This is a genomic window from Agromyces sp. Root1464 (assembly GCF_001427265.1).
GTDB lineage: Bacteria > Actinomycetota > Actinomycetes > Actinomycetales > Microbacteriaceae > Agromyces > Agromyces fucosus.
Map to the genome: position 1 here is coordinate 837,804 of NZ_LMFU01000002.1, position 22,197 is coordinate 860,000.

At 70.7% G+C, this 22,197-nt stretch carries 18 protein-coding genes; 8 read left to right on the plus strand and 10 right to left on the minus strand.

The genetic code is table 11. The features are described 5' to 3' along the window. Positions 1–29: 29 nt before the first annotated feature. Positions 30–770, minus strand: a complete 741-nt coding sequence (locus tag ASD23_RS09665; protein WP_056009793.1) for a copper homeostasis protein CutC — start codon at positions 768–770, stop codon at positions 30–32. Between the two features lie 116 nt (positions 771–886). Here ASD23_RS09665 and ASD23_RS09670 point away from each other — a divergent pair, with 116 nt between their 5' ends. Continuing rightward, positions 887–1,732 (plus strand): hypothetical protein, encoded by an 846-nt coding sequence (locus ASD23_RS09670; RefSeq protein WP_056009795.1) that lies wholly within the window; start codon positions 887–889, stop codon positions 1,730–1,732. A gap of 71 nt (positions 1,733–1,803) precedes the next feature. Here ASD23_RS09670 and ASD23_RS09675 read toward each other — a convergent pair whose 3' ends face one another. The 6 genes from ASD23_RS09675 to ASD23_RS09700 form a co-directional block, all read right to left on the minus strand. Next, positions 1,804–3,690 carry a bifunctional metallophosphatase/5'-nucleotidase gene (locus ASD23_RS09675; protein WP_082571340.1) on the minus strand — a complete coding sequence of 629 codons (1,887 nt, stop codon included), beginning with the start codon at positions 3,688–3,690 and terminating at the stop codon, positions 1,804–1,806. Positions 3,691–3,886: 196 nt separating this feature from the next. Continuing rightward, positions 3,887–4,972, minus strand: coding sequence for a ketol-acid reductoisomerase (gene ilvC, locus ASD23_RS09680; protein WP_268753233.1), 1,086 nt, complete (start codon positions 4,970–4,972; stop codon positions 3,887–3,889). Between the two features lie 35 nt (positions 4,973–5,007). Further along, positions 5,008–5,517, minus strand: coding sequence for an acetolactate synthase small subunit (ilvN, locus tag ASD23_RS09685; protein ID WP_056009800.1), 510 nt, complete (start codon positions 5,515–5,517; stop codon positions 5,008–5,010). 2 nt (positions 5,518–5,519) lie between these two features. Continuing rightward, entirely contained in the window at positions 5,520–7,328 is a 1,809-nt protein-coding gene (locus tag ASD23_RS09690) for an acetolactate synthase large subunit (protein ID WP_056009802.1), read from the minus strand. Positions 7,329–7,372: 44 nt separating this feature from the next. Then, complete coding sequence (ilvD, locus tag ASD23_RS09695) at positions 7,373–9,067, minus strand: dihydroxy-acid dehydratase (RefSeq protein WP_056009804.1); 1,695 nt, start codon at positions 9,065–9,067, stop codon at positions 7,373–7,375. Positions 9,068–9,076: 9 nt separating this feature from the next. Then, positions 9,077–11,323, minus strand: a complete 2,247-nt coding sequence (locus ASD23_RS09700) for a bifunctional alpha,alpha-trehalose-phosphate synthase (UDP-forming)/trehalose-phosphatase (RefSeq protein ID WP_082571341.1) — start codon at positions 11,321–11,323, stop codon at positions 9,077–9,079. A gap of 88 nt (positions 11,324–11,411) precedes the next feature. On the opposite strand from ASD23_RS09700, the gene ASD23_RS09705 reads away from it, so the two are divergent. Next, entirely contained in the window at positions 11,412–11,813 is a 402-nt protein-coding gene (locus ASD23_RS09705) for a RidA family protein (protein WP_056009807.1), read from the plus strand. Between the two features lie 58 nt (positions 11,814–11,871). Here the strand turns inward: ASD23_RS09705 and ASD23_RS09710 are convergent, their stop codons facing one another. The 3 genes from ASD23_RS09710 to ASD23_RS09720 are packed head-to-tail and all read right to left on the minus strand — an operon-like array spanning position 11,872 to position 17,338. Then, the gene (locus ASD23_RS09710) at positions 11,872–13,845 is read right to left on the minus strand and encodes a YhgE/Pip family protein (protein WP_056009809.1); all 1,974 of its coding nucleotides are present in this window, start codon (positions 13,843–13,845) and stop codon (positions 11,872–11,874) included. Then, on the minus strand, positions 13,842–16,727 hold the full coding sequence (locus ASD23_RS09715) for an MMPL family transporter (RefSeq protein ID WP_056009811.1): 2,886 nt from the start codon (positions 16,725–16,727) through the stop codon (positions 13,842–13,844). The genes ASD23_RS09710 and ASD23_RS09715 overlap by 4 nt, the downstream gene beginning before the upstream one ends. 8 nt (positions 16,728–16,735) lie before the next feature. Then, positions 16,736–17,338: a TetR/AcrR family transcriptional regulator gene (locus tag ASD23_RS09720; RefSeq protein WP_056009813.1), complete on the minus strand. Its 603-nt coding sequence runs from the start codon at positions 17,336–17,338 to the stop codon at positions 16,736–16,738. 97 nt (positions 17,339–17,435) lie between these two features. Between ASD23_RS09720 and ASD23_RS09725 the strand changes: the two genes are divergently transcribed. The 6 genes from ASD23_RS09725 (at position 17,436) to ASD23_RS09750 (ending at position 22,193) form a co-directional block, all read left to right on the plus strand. Next, a complete protein-coding gene (locus tag ASD23_RS09725) occupies positions 17,436–17,624 on the plus strand; it encodes a hypothetical protein (RefSeq protein ID WP_056009815.1) in 189 nt (62 codons plus the stop codon). 102 nt (positions 17,625–17,726) lie between these two features. Next, positions 17,727–18,215 carry a hypothetical protein gene (locus tag ASD23_RS09730; protein WP_056009817.1) on the plus strand — a complete coding sequence of 163 codons (489 nt, stop codon included), beginning with the start codon at positions 17,727–17,729 and terminating at the stop codon, positions 18,213–18,215. 156 nt (positions 18,216–18,371) lie between these two features. After that, on the plus strand, positions 18,372–19,091 hold the full coding sequence (locus ASD23_RS09735) for a biotin transporter BioY (protein ID WP_235507699.1): 720 nt from the start codon (positions 18,372–18,374) through the stop codon (positions 19,089–19,091). After that, positions 19,088–20,323: an AMP-binding enzyme gene (locus tag ASD23_RS09740; RefSeq protein WP_157377052.1), complete on the plus strand. Its 1,236-nt coding sequence runs from the start codon at positions 19,088–19,090 to the stop codon at positions 20,321–20,323. Before ASD23_RS09735 ends, ASD23_RS09740 begins: the two co-directional genes overlap by 4 nt. Beyond that, on the plus strand, positions 20,320–21,507 hold the full coding sequence (locus ASD23_RS09745; RefSeq protein ID WP_056009821.1) for a thiolase family protein: 1,188 nt from the start codon (positions 20,320–20,322) through the stop codon (positions 21,505–21,507). Before ASD23_RS09740 ends, ASD23_RS09745 begins: the two co-directional genes overlap by 4 nt. Beyond that, complete coding sequence (locus ASD23_RS09750; RefSeq protein ID WP_056009823.1) at positions 21,504–22,193, plus strand: energy-coupling factor ABC transporter ATP-binding protein; 690 nt, start codon at positions 21,504–21,506, stop codon at positions 22,191–22,193. Before ASD23_RS09745 ends, ASD23_RS09750 begins: the two co-directional genes overlap by 4 nt. The last annotated feature ends 4 nt before the right edge of the window (positions 22,194–22,197 follow it).

Sequence of the window (22,197 nt, forward strand, 5' to 3'; positions counted from 1 at the left end):
CGACGCTGCCCGTGATCGACCCGTTCCCGTCAGGCCTCGGCGACCACCGCAGCGGCGACGGCCGCCGCGACGAGCCCGGAGTCCGTCACGTCGAATCCGTCGACCCCGCCGCCCGGTCCGCTCGGACCCCCGCGCGACGCTGTGCCCCGTGCCGACAGGTGCACCGCATCGACTCCGGCGGCCGCGAGGTCGGCGATGTCACCGATGCGCACACCGCCGCCGGCCATGATCTCGAGCGGGCCCGACTCGACGGCCATGCGTGCGAGCGTCGCGAGGCCCGCGCGGCAATCGGCCGCTCCGCCCGAGCTCAGCACCCGCCTCGCGCCGAGGGCGTGGAGCGCGGCAACCGAGCCGAGCGGGTCGGAACTCGCATCGACCGCGCGGTGCACCGTGACGTCGAGGCCGGCCGCGGCGTCGACGAACCGGCGCACGGCCTCGAGGTCGAGGGCACCCGCATCGGTCAGTGCGCCGACGACGATCCCGTCGGCGCCGGCGGACGCGGCGGCACGGATGTCTCGGACGGTCGTGTCGAGCTCGTCGGCGTCGTAGACGAATCCGCCGCCGCGCGGGCGCACGAGCACGTGCACGAACCCGGGAACCCCGGCATCGCGCGCCGCCCCGGCAGCTGCCTCGATCAGGCCGGCCGACGGCGTCAGCCCTCCGAGGCCGAGCGCCTGGCAGAGCTCGACGCGTGCGGCACCCCCCGCGAGAGCGACGCGCACCCCCGCGACATCCTGGACGGCGATCTCGATCGGAAGCGTTCGTGGCATTCCCGACACGTTACCGGCCCGGTCCGCCTCCGGGTGACGATTCCGCGTCGATCCCCCACCCCGCGCCCGTGTTCCAATATGCTCATCGCGGCACTCACCCCCTCGGAAGGACGAACGTGGCAGAGCAGCGCAAGAAGAAGGTCGTTCGAGTCGAACCCACTGCAGCAGCAGACCACGGCGGCGGCACGGCCGTCGCCGACGACTCGGCCGCTCCGACGTGGACTCCGACTCCTGAAGCGAAGAAGCAGGCGACGACGTTCCGCCTGATCGCCGGCGGCCTCTGGCTGCTCGCCATCGGCGGCGAGATCTTCTCGATCTTCTGGGTGCTGCGCCAGGTGCCCGTGAACATGGTGCTGCTCATCATCCTGATCGTCGTCATCGGTGCGCTCGCGATCGGCGGCTCGCTGCTCTGGAAGAAGGCGAACCGCCTCGACCCCGCGTCGAAGGAGGACAAGGTCCGCTTCTTCGTGCAGAACCAGCTCGGTGCGATCATCGCGGTCATCGCGTTCCTGCCCCTCATCATCCTGATCTTCACGAACAAGGACATGGACGGCAAGCAGAAGGCGCTCGCCGGCATCATCGCGATCGTCATCGGCGGTGGCGCGCTCGCCCTCGGCGTCGATTACAACCCGCCGTCGGTCGAGCAGTACACCGAGGAGTCGAACACGATCGAGCAGCTCACCGGCCAGGACCTCGTGTACTGGACGAAGTCGGGCTCCGTGTTCCACGTCTGCGCTGAGGTTCCCGACGTCAACAAGGAGTCGAAGGACGGCCAGATCTACGAAGGCACCGTCGCCGACGCGCACGCCGCCGGGAAGGACCGCCTCGTCAGCTATTGGGAGCGGGAGGCCGTCAACTACTGCGGCTACAGCCAGGAGCAGGTCGACGCCGTCGCGGACGCGGCCGACATCGACTCTGAGGAGCCCGTCGAAGCTCCCGAGGAGACTCCCGCGGCTGAGTAGCGGCCCGGCACGACGATGAAGGCCCGCCCGGATCATCCGGGCGGGCCTTCACCGTCTTCGCGGCCGCGGCGTCAGAACACCGGCGTGCCCTCCCGAACGAGCCGCCAGTTCTCGACGTGGAACGTCGTCGGGTCGATCACGCCCGCCGCCGAGGCGTACGAGACGATCGCCTCGCGGATCGCCACCTGCGCGTTGTAGACCACCGGCGCGCTCGCGATGTGCGGGAAACCGCCGCCGCCCGATTGCCGATAGTTGTTCACGGCGACGAGGAACTGCTGGTCGTCGGCGACCGGTGCACCCTGGTAGCTGAGCGCCGAGATGCGCTGCCCGACGGGCTTCGCGACGTCGATGGTGTACTCGACGCCCGAGAACTGGTCGTAGTTGTAGTCAGGCGTGGAGGCCGCTCGCGGGGTCGGGGCGTTCGTCCACGCGGCCGGGTCCACGGGAGCGTCGGGGGCGACGACCTTGAAGTACTCCGCCGAGAACTCGAGGTACTCCCTGATCTGCTCGCCCGTCAGGATCGACGCCATGAGCGTGTTGTCGTAGATGTAGAGCCCTGCGACGTCCTTGATCGTCACCGACCCGGCCGGGAAGCTCGCCGCACGGTTGAACGGTGCCGCGATCGAGACGATCGGGAGGGATGCCTCGGGCGTGCCCGCGACGGCTGCTGCCACCGTGGCCGTCTGCACCACGTTGACGTAGTCGAGGATCGCCGTGTCCTTCCAGCACGCCTCGGCGGCCGACATCGCGGCCGTCGATGTCGCGACGGGCGAGTTCATGTAGGTCACGACGGCGTCGTGCTGGTCGCGCACGAGCGCCACGAACGCCGGATCGTCGACGACGGTGTTCGTGTTCATCGTGATCGCCGTGTGGTCGACGACGCGCCATTTGCCACGGGAGTACGCGAGGTCGAGGTCGAACACGCTGAGCCGCTGGCCCCAGTTCTTCGGCTCGCTCATGATGACCTCGGCCCCCGTCACCGTGTTCGTGACGAGTCGTTCGGGAATCTCCTGGTGCGCGTGCCCGAAGAGGATCACGTCGATGTCGGGCACCTGCTCGGCGACGAGCCGCGCCGCGTTCTCGTTCGGGAGGTCGGAGCCGTACGACGAACTGCCGCTGTCGCCGGAGTGGGCGCTCACCACGATGATGTGCGCACCCTCGGCCTTCATCACCGGCACCCAGCGTGCGGCCGTCTCGACGAGATCGAGCACCTCGACCTTGCCCGACACGTTCGCCTTGTCCCAGATGACGACGCCGGGGTTCGTCAGGCCGAGCACGCCGACCTTCACCGGCGGGTGGCCCTTCGCGAGCTTCATCGACCTGATCGTGTACGGGCGATAGCGCGGCACCTTGGTCTCGGCGTGCACGGCGTTCGCGGCCAGCACGGGCGCGTCCATCTGGTCGATCCAGTTGTCGAGGAAGTCGAGCCCGTAGTTGAACTCGTGGTTGCCGAGCGCGACGGCGTCGTAGCCGAGCGCATTCATCTGCGCGGCCACCGGGTGGATCGCCCCTGTCTCGGTGACCGGCTCGACCGTCGCATAGTAGAAGCCGAGCGGCGTGCCCTGAATGGTGTCGCCGGCGTCGAACAGCAGCGTGTGCTCGCGACCACGATCGGCGCGGATCTGCTTCACGAGGCTCGCGACGCGCGAGAGGCCGACCGCGTTCGTCGGACGGGTGGCGGTGCCGTCGTAGTACGCGGCGTCCTTGTAGTAGTCCCAGTTGACGACGTTCGCGTGCAGGTCGGACGTGCCCATGATCGTGATCCTGGTCGTCGTGCCGTCGGTCGCCGCGGCTGCCGGGCCGGCCGACCACCCCGCCGCTGCGAGGGCGGTCGCGGCAGAGGCGCCGATCAGGACGTTGCGTCGAGTGAAGCCGGATGACGCGCTCCCGACCTCCTCGTCGGGGACCGCGCATGCGCACCAGCGGGGAACGGGTTCGTGGTTCGAGTGATCGCTCATGGAACAGAATGCGACCACGGCCGGATGCCTCGTGGCAAGGGTTTCCGCATGAATTCACGGTGCTCATTCGCGCACGACGCGCACAACCGCGAACGGCCCGCACCGGAGCATCCGGAGCGGGCCGTTCAGGAGTCGACGCGTCTCAGCGCGACCGGGAGTCGCCGCGTGTTAGCGCGCGGCCAGGAGTCGGCGCGTCTTAGCGCGCGACCTCGCCGTCGACGTAGTCGTCGTCGTCCGACGAGTTCCACGCGAAGAGCTTGCGGAGGTCGCGACCGGTCGTCTCGATGGGGTGCTGCTCGCCCTTGGCACGGAGCTCGAGGAACTCCTTCTGGCCGTTGTCCTGGTCGGAGATGAAGCGCTCGGCGAAGGTGCCGTCCTGGATGTCGGCGAGCACCGCCTTCATGTTCTCCTTGACCGACGGGTCGATGACGCGGGGGCCCGACACGTAGTCGCCGTACTCCGCCGTGTCGGAGACCGACCAGCGCTGCTTGGCGATGCCGCCCTCCCACATGAGGTCGACGATGAGCTTCAGCTCGTGGAGCACCTCGAAGTAGGCGATCTCGGGCTGGTAGCCGGCCTCGACGAGCGTCTCGAAGCCGTACTGCACGAGCTGCGAGGTGCCGCCGCAGAGCACGGCCTGCTCGCCGAACAGGTCAGTCTCGGTCTCCTCGGTGAAGGTCGTCTTGATGACGCCGGCGCGAGTGCCGCCGATGCCCTTGGCGTAGGACTTCGCGAGGTCCCACGCGGTGCCGGTCGCGTCCTGCTCCACGGCGATGATGTCGGGGATGCCACGGCCGGCGACGAACTCGCGGCGCACCGTGTGGCCCGGCGCCTTCGGCGCGACGAGGATCACGTCGACGCCCGCGGGCGCCTCGATGTAGCCGAAGCGGATGTTGAAGCCGTGGCCGAAGACGAGCGCGTTGCCCTCGACGAGGTTGTCGCGAACGGACTCCGCGAAGATGTGGCGCTGGTACTGGTCGGGAGCGAGGATGACGACGATGTCGGCCCAGGCGGATGCTTCGGCGACGTTCTTGACCTCGAAGCCGGCCTCTTCGGCCTTCTGGATCGACTTCGAGCCCTCCTTGAGGCCGACGACGACCTCGACGCCCGAGTCGCGCAGGTTCTGCGCGTGGGCGTGACCCTGCGAGCCGTAGCCGATGACGGCGACCTTCTTGCCCTGGACGATCGAGAGGTCGGCGTCCTGGTCGTAATACATCTCAGCCATTGCTGTTTCTCCTTGGGTTGTCCCCTGAGCCTGTCGAAGGGAGCGGTGTGCGTGCAGAGTTCCCTTCGACGAGCTCGGGGAACGTGGTTGATCTAGTTCTTGAAGACGCGCTCGGTGATGGACTTGCCGCCACGGCCGATCGCGAGGAGGCCCGACTGGGCGATCTCCTTGATGCCGTAGGGCTCGAGCACCTTGAGGAACGCGGTGGTCTTGCCGGAGTCGCCGGTGACCTCGATCACGAGCGCGTCCGTCGACACGTCGACGACCCGCGCACGGAAGAGGTTCACCGCCTCGAGCACCTGCGAGCGGGTCGTGTTGTCGACCCGCACCTTGATGAGCAGGTGCTCGCGCTGGACGGCCTGTGCGGGGTCGAGTTCGACGATCTTGATGACGTTGACGAGCTTGTTCAGCTGCTTCGTCACCTGCTCGAGTGGGAGGTCTTCGACGTCGACGACGACCGTGATGCGGCTGAGCCCCGCGATCTCGGAATGGCCGACCGCAAGCGACTCGATGTTGAAGCCGCGCCGGGCGAAGAGACCGGCGACGCGGGTCAGCAGACCGGGCTTGTCTTCGACGAGGAGGGACAGAACGTGGGTCGACATGGTCAGTCCTCCTCGCTGAAGGCCGGCGAGTGATCGCGGGCGTACTGGATGTAGCTGTTCGAGACGCCCTGCGGCACCATCGGCCACACCATCGCGTCGGCCGAGACGACGAAGTCGATCACCACGGGGCGGTCGTTCGTCTCGAGCGCGAGCTTGATGGCGTCGTCGATCTCCTCCGCCTTCGTGACCCGGATGCCGAGCGCGCCATACGCCTCGGCGAGTGCCACGAAGTCGGGGATGCGCACGCTGTCGTGGCCCGTGTTCAGGTCGGTGTTGGAGTACCGGCCGTCGTAGAACAGGGTCTGCCACTGGCGCACCATGCCGAGGGAGGAGTTGTTGATGATCGCGACCTTGATCGGGATCTTGTTCAACGTGCAGGTCGCGAGCTCCTGATTGGTCATCTGGAAGCATCCGTCGCCGTCGATCGCCCAGACCACGCGGTCGGGCTCGGCGACCTTCGCGCCCATCGCCGCGGGAACGGCGTAGCCCATCGTGCCGGCGCCGCCCGAGTTCAGCCACGAGTTGGGGCGCTCGTACTTGATGAACTGCGCGGCCCACATCTGGTGCTGGCCGACGCCCGCGGCGTAGACCGCCTCGGGTCCGGTGAGCTCGCCGATGCGCTGGATGACCTGCTGCGGAGCGAGCAGTCCGTCAGAGGGCGTCGAGAACCCGAGCGGGAACTCCGCGCGGAGTCCGTCGAGCGTCGCCCACCACTCGTCGAGGTCGGGAGTGCCGGTCGCGCCCGCGACAGCGTCGCGGTAGGCGGCCTCGAGGTCGACGAGCACGTCTTTCGCGTCGCCCACGATGGGCACGTCGGCGACGCGGATCTTGGAGATCTCCGCCGGGTCGATGTCGACGTGCACGACCTTGGCGTTCGGCGCGAAGAGCGCCGCCTTGCCGGTCACGCGGTCGTCGAAGCGAGCACCGAGGGCGATGAGGAGGTCGGCCTCCTGCAGCGCGATCACGGCGGGGACCGTTCCGTGCATGCCGGGCATGCCGAGGTGCTGCCGGTGCGAGTCGGGGAAGGCGCCGCGGGCCATGAGCGTCGTCACGACCGGCGCGTTCGTCGTCTCGGCGAGGGCGAGCAACTCTTCGGAGGCACCTGCGCGGATCACGCCGCCGCCGACGTAGAGCACCGGGCGCTTCGCCTCGGCGAGCATCTGGGCGGCAGCCGCGACCTGCTTGCCGTGGGCCTTCGTGATCGGCCGGTAGCCCGGCAGGTCGATCTTCGGCGGCCAGCGGAAGACGGCCTTCGCCTGCTGCGCGTCCTTCGTGATGTCGACGAGCACGGGGCCCGGTCGGCCGGTCGAGGCGATGTGGTACGCCGCCGCGATGGTCGCCGGGATCTCCGAGGCATCCTTCACCAGGAAGGAGTGCTTCGTGATCGGCATCGTGATGCCGACGATGTCGGCCTCTTGGAAGGCGTCGGTGCCCATGAGGTTCGAGAACACCTGACCGGTGATCGCGAGCATCGGCACCGAGTCCATGTGGGCATCGGCGATGGCCGTGACGAGGTTCGTCGCGCCCGGGCCCGACGTCGCGATGGCGACGCCGACCTTGCCGGACGAGGAGGCGTACCCCTCGGCTGCGTGACCGGCGCCCTGCTCGTGGCGAACGAGGATATGCCGGAGCTTCTTGCTGTCGAGCAGCGGGTCGTAGACGGGGAGGATCGCGCCGCCGGGGAGGCCGAACACGTCGGTGATGCCGAGCATCTCGAGTGAACGGACGACCGCCTCGGCGCCCGTGATCTCCACGGGAGCGCCGGAGGGCACTGATGCGGGCGATGGCACGGGACTGGATTCCGTGGTCATTCGGTTCCTGTTCTGGTGGACGGTGTGTGCGGGAAACGCAGCACTCAGCCCGTCGTGGCGCCTTCTGCGGCGGAACGCACGAGCTTCGAGTACTTCGCGAGGACGCCACGGGTATAGCGCGGGGGAAGCGGAGCCCAGCCTTCACGGCGGGCAGCCAGCTCGGCATCGTCGACCAGTAGGTCGATGGAACGAGCTGCGATATCGACCCGTATGAGATCACCATCGCGCACGAAGGCGATGGGACCTGCGTCCACCGCTTCGGGTGCCAGATGGCCGATGCAGAGGCCGGTTGTGCCGCCTGAGAATCGACCGTCCGTCAAGAGTAGTACATCTTTTCCGAGCCCGGCGCCCTTGATGGCCGCGGTGATGGCGAGCATCTCGCGCATGCCGGGGCCGCCCTTGGGTCCTTCGTAGCGGATGACGACCACGTCGCCGGCCTTGATCTCCCCCGCCGTGAGGGCGTCCATGGCGGATCGCTCGCGCTCGAACACGCGCGCAGGGCCCTCGAACGTGGCAGCGTCGAAACCGGCGGTCTTCACGACCGCTCCCTCGGGTGCGAGGGAACCGTGCAGGATCGTGAGCCCGCCGGTCTCGTGGATCGGGTTGTCGAGCGTTCGCAGCACCTCGCCGTCGAGGGGCGGGAGGTTCAGCTCCTCGAGGTTCTCGGCCATGGTCTTGCCCGTGACGGTCAGCACGTCGCCGTGCAGGAGGCCCGCGTCGAGCAGCGCCTTCATGAGCACGGGCACGCCGCCGCGACGGTCGACGTCGTTCATGACGTACTTGCCGAAGGGCTTCAGGTCGCCGATGTGCGGCACCTTCGCGCCGATGCGGTTGAAGTCGTCGAGCGTGAGGTCGACCTCGGCCTCGCGAGCGATCGCGAGCAGGTGCAGCACGATGTTCGTGGAGCCGCCGAGGGCCATGCCGACGGCGATCGCGTTCTCGAACGCCTTCTTCGTGAGGATCTGGCGGGCGGTGATGCCGTGCTTCAGGAGGTTGACGACGGCCTCGCCCGAGCGGTGCGCGTAGTAGTCGCGGCGGCGGTCGGCGGAGGCCGGCGATGCCGAGCCAGGAAGCGAGAGGCCGAGGGCCTCGGCGACCGAGGCCATGGTGTTGGCGGTGTACATGCCGCCGCAGGCGCCCTCGCCCGGCGCGAACGCGCACTCGATGCGGTGCGCGTCCTCTGCGCTCATGGTGCCGGCCTTGACCGCGCCGACCGCCTCGAACGAGTCGATGATCGTGATGTCCTTCTCGGTGCCGTCGGACAGTCGCACCCAGCCCGGCGCGATCGAGCCCGCATAGAGGAAGACCGAGGCGAGGTCGAGACGCGCGGCCGCCATGAGCATGCCGGGGATCGACTTGTCGCAACCCGCGAGCAGCACTGATCCGTCGAGGCGCTCGGCCTGCATGACGACCTCGACGGAGTCGGCGATGACCTCACGCGAGACGAGAGAGAAGTGCATGCCCTCGTGGCCCATCGAGATGCCGTCGGAGACGGAGACGGTGCCGAACTGCAGCGGGTAGCCGCCGCCGCCGTGCACGCCCTCTTTCGCGGCCTGCGCGAGACGGGCGAGCGACAGGTTGCAGGGGGTGATCTCGTTCCAGGAGGACGCGATGCCGATCTGCGGCTTGTCCCAATCGGCGTCTCCCATGCCGACGGCTCGGAGCATGCCCCGGCTGGTCATGGCTTCGATACCGTCGGTGACGGTGCGGCTACGAGGTTTGGGATCGAACTCCGACATGCAACGAGTCTATGGCCAGCGCGAGGGGCCCCCGTGCGTCGCTTCACGGGCCTCGGCGAGGCGCTCGAGGAGGTCGGCGACGTCTTCGGGGCTGCGTACGCGATGGGCCGCGAGCGATCTACCCTGGCCGACCTTCACGCCCAGGTCCTCGGACTCGAGTGCGGCGAACGCGTCCTCGTCGGTGACGTCGTCTCCGACGTACATGACGGCGCTGGCACCCGCGTGCTGGCGGAGCCGGGTGAGGGCCTCCCCCTTGTCGCTCGGGCGCACCGAGAACTCGATCACGCCCTTGCCGCCGCGCACCGTCAATTCGGGGATCTCGGCTTCGACGCGGGCCTTCGCTGCGCGTTGCAGGTCGCTCGCGGCATCGGGCGCCACCTTCCGCGTGTGCAGCGCGAGTCCCGCCGGCTTCCACTCGACCCACGCGCCGTCGACACCCGCGGCGACCTCGTCGAGCACCCGGGTGAGGTGCTCGAGGGCCGCGAGCTCGGCATCCCGGAGGTCGATCGTGACGCCGCCGGTGTCGAGTTGCAGCTCGACGCCGTGCGAACCGCTCATGAGCGTCCCGGCGGGCGGATCGGCGACCTCCTTCAGGCTCTCGAGCGCACGCCCGGAGACGATCGCGACCCTGGTGTCGTCGGTCGCCGCGAGACGTTCGATCGCTGCGCGGGCGCGATTGGTCGCGCGCGCGTCTTCTGGTCGGTCGACGAGCGGCGCGAGCGTGCCGTCGAAGTCGAGGGCGACGAGCAGCCGATCGGTGCGGGCCAGACGCGTGATCGCGGCATCCAACCCGTCGGGGACACCGGAAGCGATGATGCCCGCGCCGGTGAGGGTCTTCAGGAACGTCGACGACCACTTCGCGACGTCGTTCTCGCGGACGCGGCGCCTGAGCGCTCGCATGCGCCGGGCGCGTTCCTTGCGCGGCATGTGCGCCGCTTCGACCATCGCGTCCTTCAGGCCCTCGATGTCGTGCGGGTTGACGAGGATCGCCTGGCGCAGTTCGTCGGATGCCCCGGTGAACTCGCTGAGCACGAGCACGCCGTCGTCGTCGAAGCTGCAGGCCACGAACTCCTTCGCGACGAGGTTCATGCCGTCGCGCAGAGCCGTCACGAGCATGACGTCGGAGGCGAGGTAGAGCGCGACCATCTCCTCGCGCGGATAGCCGTGGTGGAGGTAGGCGATCGCCTGGTGGCCGAGGGTCGAGTGGTCGCCGTTCAGGCGCCCGACCATGAGCTCGATCTCGTCGCGCAATTGGCGGTACGTCTCGACGCGTTCCCGCGACGGGCTCGCGACCTGCACGAGCGTGACGTCCTCGACCGAGAGCCGGCCGTCGCGCAGCAGCTCGCCGAAGGCCTTCAGCCGGTGCCGGATTCCCTTCGTGTAGTCGAGGCGGTCGACGCCGAGCATGATCGTCTCGGGGTTGCCGAGGCTCTCGCGGATCTCGTGGGCCCTCGCCTGCACGTCGGGTCGCCGCGCGAGCTCCTCGAATCCGGCGGAGTCGATCGAGATCGGGAACTGGCGGGCGACGACGTGCCGCACCTCGCCGTCGGGGCCGGGCACGTCGAGGACGCTGCCACGGGTGGCGTACCCGAAGAGGCGCCGCACCGCGCGCGTGAAGTTGCCGGCGTCGGCGGCACGCTGGAAGCCGATGACGTCGGCGCCGAGCAGTCCGTCGAGCACCTGTCGCCGCCACGGCAGCTGCGAGTAGATGCCGTATGCCGGGAACGGGATGTGGTTGAAGAAGCCGATCACGAGGTCGGGGCGTTTCTCGCGCAGCATCCGCGGCACGAGCTGCAACTGGTAGTCCTGCACCCACACGACCGCGCCGGGCGACGCCGCGCGTGCAGCGGCCTCGGCGAAGCGTCGATTGACCCGCACGTAGGCGTCCCACCATTCCCGGTGGTACGACGGCGGCGCGATGACGTCGTGGTAGAGCGGCCAGAGGGTGTCGTTGGAGAAGCCCTCGTAGTACTCCTCGAGCTCCGATTCCGAGAGCGGCACCGGGATGATGTTGATGCCGTCGTGCTCGAACGGGTCGAACTCGCGGTCGGCGACGCCGGCCCAGCCGACCCAGGCGCCGTCGGCGGCACGCATCACGGGTTCGAGGGCGGTGACGAGCCCGCCCGGCGAGCTCTTCCAGGTGGTCTCCCCATCGGGGCCCTGCAGGTAGTCGACCGGCAAGCGGTTCGAGACCACGATCATGTCGTAGGCGGCGTCGACGTAGAGATCGTCGCGTGCTGGTTCAGGGGCGTTCATACAGCGGATGTCCCTCCTCGCGCTCCGCTCAGGCTAACAGCCGCCCGGACTCGGCTCGGCTGTCGGCGGCAGGTGGGACCATGCGTGCATGGAGATCACACGAATCCAACCGGCCGGTCTCGTGGTGAGCCCGGCGTTCAGCCATGTCGCCGTCGTCCCCGCTGGCGCGACGACCATCTACGTCGGCGGCCAGAACGGCGTCGACGAGACCGGCGCCGTCGTCTCCGACGACGTCGCCGCCCAGTCCGTCAGGGCCATCGACAACACCGCCGTCGCGCTCGAGGCGGCGGGCGCCTCGCTCGCCGACGTCGTGCAGTGGACGGTGTTCATCGCAGACGGCGCAGATCTCGGCGCCGCCTACGGGGCGATCGCACCGCGACTCGCCGGCGCAGGGGCTCCGCCGCTCGTGACCGCGGCGCTCGTCGCCGGGCTCGGCGTGCCAGGCGCGCTCATCGAGGTGAGCGCGATCGCTGCGCTGAACCCCGCCTGACCCGGCCGACCTCCCGGCCCTTGCCGGTTCCCGATGCGTGCGCGTCGCGCGTCGGGGCTCAGCCGAGCGCCGCCGCTGCGAAGCCGATCGAGCGGATGCCTCGGCGCCGACCGACCACGATGGCCGTGCCGAACACGCCCACGAGGCCGAAGACGACGAGCACTCCCGCCGCCATCGCGACCGATCCCCCGCCTGCGCCGGAGACGATGAACTGCATGCCCTGCACGGCCCAGGTGAGCGGCAGGAACGGGCTGATCACCTGATACGGCCCGCTCAGCACCTCGACCGGGTACAGGCCGCCCGACGCCGTGAGCTGCAGCGCGACGAGCACGAGCGAGATGAGCAGGCCCGCCCGCCCGAGCCAGACCGTCAGGAACGCGTGCAGCGAGGTGAACACGAGGGCGAGCAGCGCCGCGAAGGCGAGCGTCTGAGGCAGCAGGCTCCACGACGCGCCCATGACGCCGTGCAGGAGCAGCACGACCGTGACGGCCTGCGCGAGGGCGATGAGGCCGGCACGTGCGAGGGTGCGCCAGACGAGTCCGCCGGTCGAGGCGGTGGAGCGAAGCGCTTCCCGCCCGAACGGCCGGAACACGAGGAAGAGCGCGAGGGCACCGAGCCAGAGGCCGACCGGTACGAAGAGCATGCCGATGACGTCGCCGATGCCCACGATCTCGTGGTCGCGGGACGCGGCGACCGTGACCGGTTCGGCGATCACGTCGGCGGTCTTGGAGGCGTCGATGTCGGTGAGCGCGGTCGCACTCTCGGCACCCGAGGCCAGGCCCGCGGCGAGGGTGTCGGCGCCGCTCGCGAGCTGCGTCGCGCCGCTCGCGGCATCCGCCGCGCCGCCCTGGAGTGCGCCGAGTCCGCCGGCGAGGCTGTCGAGGCCCGTGGCGAGGCCGTCGGCGCCGTCGCGGAGCGCGGCCGATCCCCCGGCCAGCTGCGCGGCACCGTCCGCCGATTGGGCGATGCCGCCCTGGACGCCGTCGATACCGCTCGACGCCGATGCCGACAGGGTCGCACCCTGCGTGTCGAGCTGGGCGAGTCCGCCGCCGATGCCCGTCACTCCGGCTCGGAGGCCGCAGATGTCCGTCAGCGGATCAGGAAGCGGTGCCACTGCGCAGCTTGCGGCGCCGCCGGGGATGCTCGCGTCGATGAGGCCGAGCAGGCCGGGCTGTAGGGCCGCGTAGTTCGTGTTGATCGAGGAGACCCCGCCGGTGTACGCGGCGATTCCCGATGACAGGTCGTCGAGCCCGGCGGCACCGGCGTTCAATTGACCGAGCCCGCCTGCCAGCCCGTCGACGCCCTGCGTGTACTGCGTGACACCCGCGGCGTACTGGTGCGCGCCGCTCGCGGCATCCGCTGCGCCCGTGGTCGCGGAGGCGACCCCGCTCGAGAGGGTGGTGAGCCCGCCGGCGAGGGAGCCCGCACCGCTCGAGAGCTGCGTCGCGCCGTCGGCGGCGTCGCCGAGCGAGCCGCCCATCGTCGCGAGGTTCGTGTAGAACCCCTCGAGGTACTGCGCGGTGAGCTCTCGGCCGAAGGTCGCCGACATCGCGTCGCCCACCGATTGGGCGACCGAGCCGGCGAGGTAGCCGTGGGCGTCGTCGGTGCGGATGTCGAGGTTCGCCTGCGTCGGGTCGGCGCTCGAAAGCGAGGTCACCGAGTCCGAGAAGTCGGACGGGATCGTCAGCACCGCGTAGGCGTCGCCCGAGGCGAGCAGGTCGGCGGCCTCCTCGTCGTTCGAGATCGTCCACTGGAACCCGGAGGTCTCGGGGTCGGTCAGCTCGGTCACGAGCAGGCGGCCCGCGAGCACGGGCTGCTCGGTGCCGTCGGGCAGCGTCATCGTGACCATCTCGTCGTTGTTCACGACGACGGCCGGAATCTGCTCGAGGTTGTCGCCGCCGCTGCCGACGGCGCCCGACACGAGCCCGGCGACCGCGAGCGGCACGGCGATGACCGCCGCGACCAGCACGCCGAAGCGCACGCGCCGCTGGCCGGGGGTCGAGCCGAAGAGTCGGGAGAGTCGGGTGCTCATCGGAGGGCCTCCTGGGCGGGCGAGACGGGTTCGAGGGTGCGGATGCCGCGGGCCGCGAGCTGCGGCGAGACCGCGGGTGACACGGCCGAGGTGCCGAGGCCGACGATCACGGTGACCTGGGCGGGCACGAGCGCGGCGAGCGCGTGCCAGAGGCCGCCCGTGGCCGAACCCGGATCGTCGTCGAGGTCGATGACGATCGCCTTCGGCCGTTCGGCGAGCGCCGCCGCGACGGCGACGAGCGTGCGGGCCTCGACGCCGAGGGCCGACAGCGGGGTCTCGGTCGTGAACCGCGGCCCGTCGGGGCCGTGGCCGATGGCGTCGGCCGCTCGCTCGGTCCAGGTGCGCACGAGGCCGTTCGACGGGGCGATGCGGTACCACGGGCGCGTGGCGTCGAGGCGGGCGGCGATGAGCTCTCCGACCGTGCCGCCCGTCGCCGCATCTGCTGCGACCTCGGCGATCGCGACACCGCGCATGACGGTGCCCGCGCCGGACGGCAGCGGCGAGCCGAGCACCGCGAGGCGCCCTCCGACCGGCGCGAGCCGGCCCGCGAGCGTCGCCGAGACGACCCGGCGAGCGACGGCGTCGCCCTGCACGACGAGCACGCCGCCTGCGGGCACCTCGACGTTCAGCGGGCCGATCGGCCGCTCGGGCAGCCCGAAGACGGCGGCCTCGGCGTTCACGGCGGCCGGGCGGGATGCGGCCCACTCCTCCTGTTCGAGGTGGGTGCGCAGCCCCTCACCCTCGATGTCGACGTTCGGCAGTGCCTTCGCGAGCCACTTCGGCAGCCACCAGGCGGCGTTGCCGGCGAGCGCCATCGCCGCGGGCACGAGCGTCATGCGTACGAGGAACGCGTCGAAGGCGACGCCGACGGCGAGCGCGAACGCGATGCCCTTGATCACGCCGGCGCCCTCGGGCACGAAGGCGAAGAAGACGAAGAACATGATGAGCGCGGCGGCCGTGACGACGCGTGCGGCGTGCTGGAACCCGTGCACGACGGACTTGCGAGCGTCGCCCGTCTTCACGTATTCCTCGCGCATGCCCGACACGAGGAACACCTGGTAGTCCATGGCGAGACCGAACAGCACCGCCATGAGCAGGATCGGCAGGAAGCTCAGGATCGGACCCGGCTCGACGTGCAGCAGGTCGGCGAACCATCCCCACTGGAAGATCGCGACGGTGACGCCGATCGCGCCGAACGCCGAGAGCAAGAAGCCGAGGGCGGCCTTGATCGGCACGAACACCGAGCGGAACACCATGAGCAGGAGCGCGATCGAGAGCCCCACGACGATGAGCGCGAACGGGATCAGCGCGTCGGCGAGCCGGTTCGAGATGTCGATCGCGACGGCCGTGTAGCCGGTGACGGCGATGGGCGTGCCGAAGTCTGCGGTGATCGAGGGCTCGAGCTCGCGGATGTTCTCGACGACGACCTTCGTCGCCGGAGCATCCGGAGCGCTCTCGGGGATCACCTGGATGATCGCCGTGTCGGCGGTCGCGTTCGGGAGCCCCTGGCCGACGAACGCGACGTCGTCGAGTTCGCCGATGCGGGCGCCGATGGCGTCGAGGTCGCCGAAGATGTCGGTCGTCTGGGTGATGTCGACGGTGACGATGAGCGGGCCGTTGTAGCCCGGCCCGAAGCCGTCCTCGATCATCTCGTAGGCCTCGCGCTGGCTCGAACCCTCGGTGCCCGAGCCGTTCGGGAGGTTGAGGTCGAGGCTGAGGGCCGGCACGGCGGCTGCGCCGAGCAGGCCCACCACGATCACGACGAACGCCACGGGAGCCTTCAGCACGAGGTCGACCCAGCGGCGGCCCATCGTGCGCTTGCCGCTGTCGTCGTCGGCGTTCGCGCGGCGGTGAGCCCGGCTGCCCGGCTTCGGCACGAGCTTGCGGCCGAAGACGCCGAGCAGGGCCGGCAGCAGCGTGACGGCGCCCGCCACGGCGATGAGCACGGCGAAGGCCGCTCCGACGCCCATGACGCTGAGGAACGGGATGCCGACCACGAGGAGCCCGAGCAGCGCGATGATGACGGTGAGCCCTGCGAAGACCACGGCGCCGCCCGCCGTCGCGACCGCCTCGGCGGCCGACTCCTCGGGGTCCTGGCCGCGAGCGAGCTGGTTCCGATGCCGCGACAGGATGAAGAGCGCGTAGTCGATGCCGACCGCGAGCCCGATCATGACGGCGAGCATGGGCGCGGTCGAGGAGACCGTCGTGAACGCGGCCACGATCGAGATGCCGCCGAAGGCCGCGCCGACGCCGACGAGGGCGGTGAGCAGCGGCATGCCGGCCGCGAGGAGCGAGCCGAACGTGATGATGAGCACGACGGCGGCGAACAGCACGCCGAACACCTCGGTGATCGTCAGCCCGAAGCTCGTCTCCTGGAAGACGTCGCCACCGAACGCCACCGTGAGACCGGCATCGCTGCCGAGCTCGCCGGTCGCCTCGACCGCCTCGAGCGACTCCGGCGCGACGTCGGTCACCGGGCCGTCGAACTGGATCTGGATGTAGGCGGTGCGACCGTCGCCCGAGACCTGGTCGCCCGCGTACTCGTCGAACGGACCGAGCACGCTCGCGACGCCGTCGACCTGTTCGAGTTCGGTCTCCATCGCCTCGATCGCATCGCGCGCCGAGGCGGCCTCCACCGTCTCGCCGTCGGGCGCCTCGACGATGGCCTTGGCGGACGCGCCGGCGGTCTCGGGGAACACGGCGGCGAGCTGGTCGATCGCGGTCTGCGACTCGGTGCCGGGAATGGCGAAGGAGTCCTGCAGCTGGCCGCCGAGCGCGAGACCGGTGCCCAGCAGGCCGCCGAGCAGGAGCACCCACGCGACGATGACGTACCAGGCGCGGCGGAACGCGAAGCGGCCGATGCGGTGGAGGAGGAGAGCCATGGGCGGGCCTATCGGGTCGGGCGGCCGTCGGCCGTCAGCAGGAGTTCGGAGAGCACGGAGATCAGCGCGTCGCGCACGTCGGCGTCGGCGAACTGCTGCTCGTCGTCGTCGAGGAAGGTGGCGCCGGCGACGAGCGTGTACGTGGCGCCCGCGAGCGCGACGCCGAAGCGCATCTGCTCGGCGAGGCTCGCGTCGTCGGCGCAGATCGAGTCGGCGAGACCACGGATGGCGGTGTTCGCACGTTCGATGACCGGCAGCCCCCGGAGCGACTGGCCCTGATTCACGAAGGTGTGCACGGCGAGCCGATTGCCGAGCAGGAAGTCGACGAAGCGCTCGATGAAGACCGCCCGCGCAGCCGCCGAGCGGCCGCCTGCGACGAAGTCCCCGAGCAGGGACTCGAGCCGGTCGATCGACGGGCCGATCGCCGCCTCGAGCAGCGCCTCCTTCGACGCGTAGTGGTAGAGCACGCTGGACTTCGAGTAGCCGGCGTGGTCGGCGATCTGCTGCAGCGAACTCGCGGCGAAGCCGACGGTCGCGAACTGCTCGAGTGCGACCTGGCGCAGTTCGTCGCTGGCGCGCACGCGGGAGGGCACGGATGCATCGGTGGGCATACGTCCACGGTAATTGACCGATCGGTCAGCTCCTGCACGATCGGTCAGATTCACGGATGTCTCTCAGCCCATGGAAACGGCACGGTAGCGTTGCGACATGCGCAAGTACCTCTTCAGCGGCGCCGTGATCAGCGCCATCATCAGTGGCATCGGCGTGGTGAAGACCACCGCCTCCGGACCCCGCGACTGGCGCCTCCTGCTCATGTGGGTGTCGTGGGCCGCGAGCCTCGCGATCGCCATCGGCACGGTCGCCGAGGAGACCAAGCAGGGCGAGATCGGCGAATAACGACCCCGCGACGGCGTTGCGCGGCGTGTCACTCGCAATCCGCTCCAGCGTGCCCGAAACTGGGACGAACGACCCGAGAAGAACCCACGAGAGGGGTCACCGATGTTCCGCCGCTGGCGCCGTGCACGGCTTGCCGCCCAGGCCTCCGCCCATGTTGCCGCCCCGACCCCGCACCCCACTGCGGCCGACCTTCGCGGCGAGCACATCTTCGAACTGCTGAACTCGCGCCTGTCCGAGTTCATCGGGCCGGGCGGCGGTTGGTCGCTCGTCCGCAAGTCCGACGGCGACACCGACCGCATCTTCCACGCGATGCTCACCCACCAGATCGCAGCCGAGCTCACCCGCGCCATCCTCGAGGAGCGCGACTCCGTCGCGGTCGTCGTTCCGGCCGGCGAAGAGACCATGGCACTCGGTTGGGAGCCCGCCCCGCTCATCGTCTGGGCCGACCCGGTCGAGACCGCGCAGCCCGAGGCTGCTGCGCCCGTCGAGGTCACGGCCGACGAGCAGTTCGCCGAGGCATCCGCCCAGGTCGAGGCGGCCGCGCTGCCGACGATCGGTGCCGCGACGGCACTCGAGGCTCGCGCCGCCTGAGCCGGTAGCCGCGTCCGCCGGCTGGGTTTCACCGGAGCGGACCTCCCGCTCCAAAATCGGCCCCGCATTCTTGTACCGCGATCCGCGAATCGGCTCCCCCGCTCCTCGTAGCGTGATCTACGGGCAATCGCCCGCACGCCACGAGAGGGGAACCCGTTGAGCTCCGCCCACAGCACCACTCCGAGCACCGGTCCGAGCACGATCGAGTCGAGTGCGCCGCTCCCGCCGGCCCGCCCGCGGAGGAGCAGCGCCCGCGACCTCGCGCAGATCGCCGTGTTCGCCGCCCTCATCGCCGCACTGGGCCTGCCCGGGGCGCTCTCCATCGGCGGCGCCGCCGTGCCGATCACGTTCCAGACGCTCGGCGTCATGCTCGCCGGCGCCATCCTGGGAGCACGGAAGGGAACGCTCTCAGTGCTCCTCTTCATCGCGCTCGTCGCCGCCGGCCTGCCGCTGCTCTCGGGCGGCCGGGGCGGTCTCGGCGTCTTCGTCGGGCCGTCGGTCGGATACCTCGTCGGCTGGCTGCTCGGCGCCGCCGTGATCGGCTGGGCGACCGCACGGCTGCTGCCCCGGTACCCGATCGTGCCGGCGCTCGCCTGGACCGCGCTCGGCGGGATCGTCGCCATCTACCTCGTCGGGGTGCCCGTCTTCGCCCTGATCACCGGCACGCCCCTCGACGTCGCACTGATCGGCTCCACCGTGTTCCTTCCGGGCGACCTCCTCAAGGTCGTCGTGACGGTGCTCGTGGCGAAGGGCGTGCACCGCGCATGGCCGGGGCTCATCGAGCCGAAGTCGTGGCCGTGGGCTCGGTCGGGAGCCATCGTCACCGACCAGGCTTCCGCCGCGACCGCTCCGGAGCCGACGGACCGCTCGGCGTGAGCGACTGGCTGCGGGGACCGCGCGGCGGCATCGCCCTCGCGTTCGGCGGCGACGCCGTGCGCTACGGCGAGCTCGCCGACGCGGTCGCCGCAGCACGGCTGCCGAGCGGCGACGACGTGGTCGCCTGCCCGGCCGGCACCGACCCCGTCGGGCTCGTCACGCTCGTGCTCGCCTGTCTCGAGCGTGGGCGCCCGGTACTCGTGGGCGGCGATTCCGCCGATGCGGTGCGTGTCTCGAGCGAGCTGCCGTCCGGAACCGAGCTCGCGGTGCTCACCTCGGGCTCGTCGGACCCAGCGGGTATGCCACGAGCAGTGGCCCGGACGAACGCCTCCTGGCTCGCCTCTGCGGCCCCGCTCGCCGAGGTCGCCGGGCTCCGAGCGAGCGACCGCATCGCCGTCACCGGACCGCTTCACGTCTCCATGCACCTCTACGCAGCCCTCCATGCGCTCTGGCTCGGCGCCACGGTCGGCGACCAGGTCGTCGGAGCGAGCGCGGTGCACGCGACCCCGACGCGTCTCGCACGGCTCCTCGAGGTCGACGCACCACCTCCCGCGGCGATCGTCGCCGGCGCCGCGTTGAGCGAGTCACTGCGCGCACGAGCGACCGCTCGCGGCATCCGCCTGACCGAGTACTACGGTGCCGCCGAACTCTCCTTCGTGGCCGTCGGCCGCGGCGACTCGCTTGAGCCGTTCCCGGGCGTCGAGGTCGAGCTCCGGCCGACCGCGGCCGGTCCGGAGCTCTGGGCGCGCTCCCCCTACCTCGCACTCGGGGTCGTCGGCGGCGGCATGCTCCGCCGCGCCGACCGCGGCTTCGCCACCGTCGGCGACCTCGCCGAACCGATCGGCGCCGACGCGTTCCGCATCGTCGGTCGCGGCGACGCCGCGATCACGACCGCGGGCGCGACCGTGCTCGCCGAAGACCTCGAGGCGCGCCTCCTCGCGCTGCCCGGGGTCGTGGCCGCCGTCGTGCTCGGCGAGCCGCACGACCTGCTCGGCGAACGCATCGTCGCCGTGGTCGAGCTCGACGCCGCGACCGATGCCTCGGCGGTCATCGACGCCGCACGGCAGCACATTCCTGCGGCGGAACTGCCGCGGCGCTGGTTCGTGGGCGCCGTTCCGACGACCGCCTCGGGCAAGCCCGCACGCGGGATCCTCCGCGCCGCGCTCGCGGCCGGAACCCTCGGCGTGCCGCACCCGTCGCATTCGTCGACCTCCGAACGGAGCAACGTATGACCCCCGTCGGCGACGTTCGCTCGGCACCCGTGATCGTCGCCCCGCTGCGCACCGCGATCGGCACGGCGGGACGAGGATTGGCCGCGCTCACCGTCGACGCGCTCGCCGCCCCGGTCCTCGCCGAGGTCGCAGCGACCGTCGCGCCGAGCGGCCTGCCGATCGACGACGTCGTGCTCGGCAACTGCATGGGACCGGGCGGCGACCTCGCGCGCGTCGCTGCCTTGCGGGCCGGACTCGGCGACTCGGTGCCCGGCGTCACGATCGATCGGCAGTGCGGCTCGGGTCTGGACGCCGTCATGCAGGCGGCCGCGCGGGTCGGGGCAGGTCAAGGCGAGCTGTTCCTCGCCGGCGGCGCGGAGTCGGCATCGACGGCGCCGCACCGGTTCTGGCCGGAGTCGGGCGATCGCTACACGCGCGCCCCGTTCGCGCCGGTCGGGTTCCCCGATCCCGACATGGGCCCCGCCGCCGATCGGCTCGCCGCCCTGCGCGGCATCTCCCGTGAACGCCAGGACGCCTGGGCGGCACGGTCGCACGCACGCGCCGCCGCTGCCCAGTCGAACGGCGTCTTCGACGGTGAGATCGTCGAAGTCGGCGGCATCGCGCGAGACGACCGCCCGCGAGCATCGATGGACGTGACACGGCTCGCACGATTCGCGCCCGCCTTCGCCGTCGTCTCCGAGACCGACCCCGACGCCGGCGCCGCAGTGGGCACGACGGGCACCGTCACCGCGGGCAACTCCTGCGGCTTCTCCGACGGCGCCGCGGTGATGGCGGTCACGACCGGCCGAACCGCACGCGACCTCGGCCTCCCCGCGCTGCGCATCGTGGCGGCCGCCGTCACCGGCAGCGATCCCGCGCTGCCGGGCCTCGGCGCCGCACCCGCCGCCCGCCTCGCCCTCACCCGAGCCGGCCTCGCTCCAGCTGAGCTCGGCTTCGTCGAGATCACCGAGGCGTTCGCAGCGCAGCTCCTCGCGGTCAGCGACGAGCTCGCGCTCGACGAGTCGATCATCTCTGGCGACGGCGGTGCCATCGCGCTCGGGCATCCGTGGGGCGCCTCGGGGGCCGTGCTGCTCGTGCGCCTCGCCGCCCGCATGTTCGCGTCGGACGACGCCCGCCCCGGACTCGCCGCGTGCTCGATCGGCGGCGGCCAGGGAATCGCGATGATCGTGGAGCGGATGCAATGAACGAGATCGTCTTCGACCATGTCAGCCACGAGTTCGATGCCGAACGCGTCGTCGACGACGTCTCGCTCGTGCTCCGCGAGCACCGTATCGGCATCGTCGGGGCGAACGGCTCGGGCAAGTCGACGCTCGCGCGCATGATCAACGGCCTCGTCACGCCGACCGCCGGCCGCGTCACCGTCGGCGGGCTCGACCTCGCCCGGCATGCGCGCGAGGTGCGCCGCACCGTCGGCTTCGTGTTCACGAACGCCGACAACCAGATCGTGATGCCCACGGTGCGCGAGGACGTCGCGTTCACGCTGCGCCGGCACAAGCTCGAGCGAGCGGATGCCGCGGCGCGCGTCGAGGCGGCCCTGCACCGGTTCGGACTCCACGAGCTGGCCGACCGACCGGCGCACCGCCTCTCGGGCGGGCAGAAGCAGCTGCTCGCCCTCGCTTCGGTGCTCGTCGCAGAACCGGCCGTGATCGTCGCCGACGAGCCGACCACGCTGCTCGACGCACGCAACGCGCGCCTCGTCGGCGAGCACTTCGCCGAGCTGCCGCAGCAGCTCGTCGTCGTCAGCCACCAGCTCGAGCTGCTCGACGGCTTCGACCGCGTCATCGTGATGGAGGCCGGGCGAGTCGTCGCCGACGATCGGCCCGAGGTGGCGCTCGAGACCTATCTCGAGCTCATCGGCAGCCCGCGATGATCGG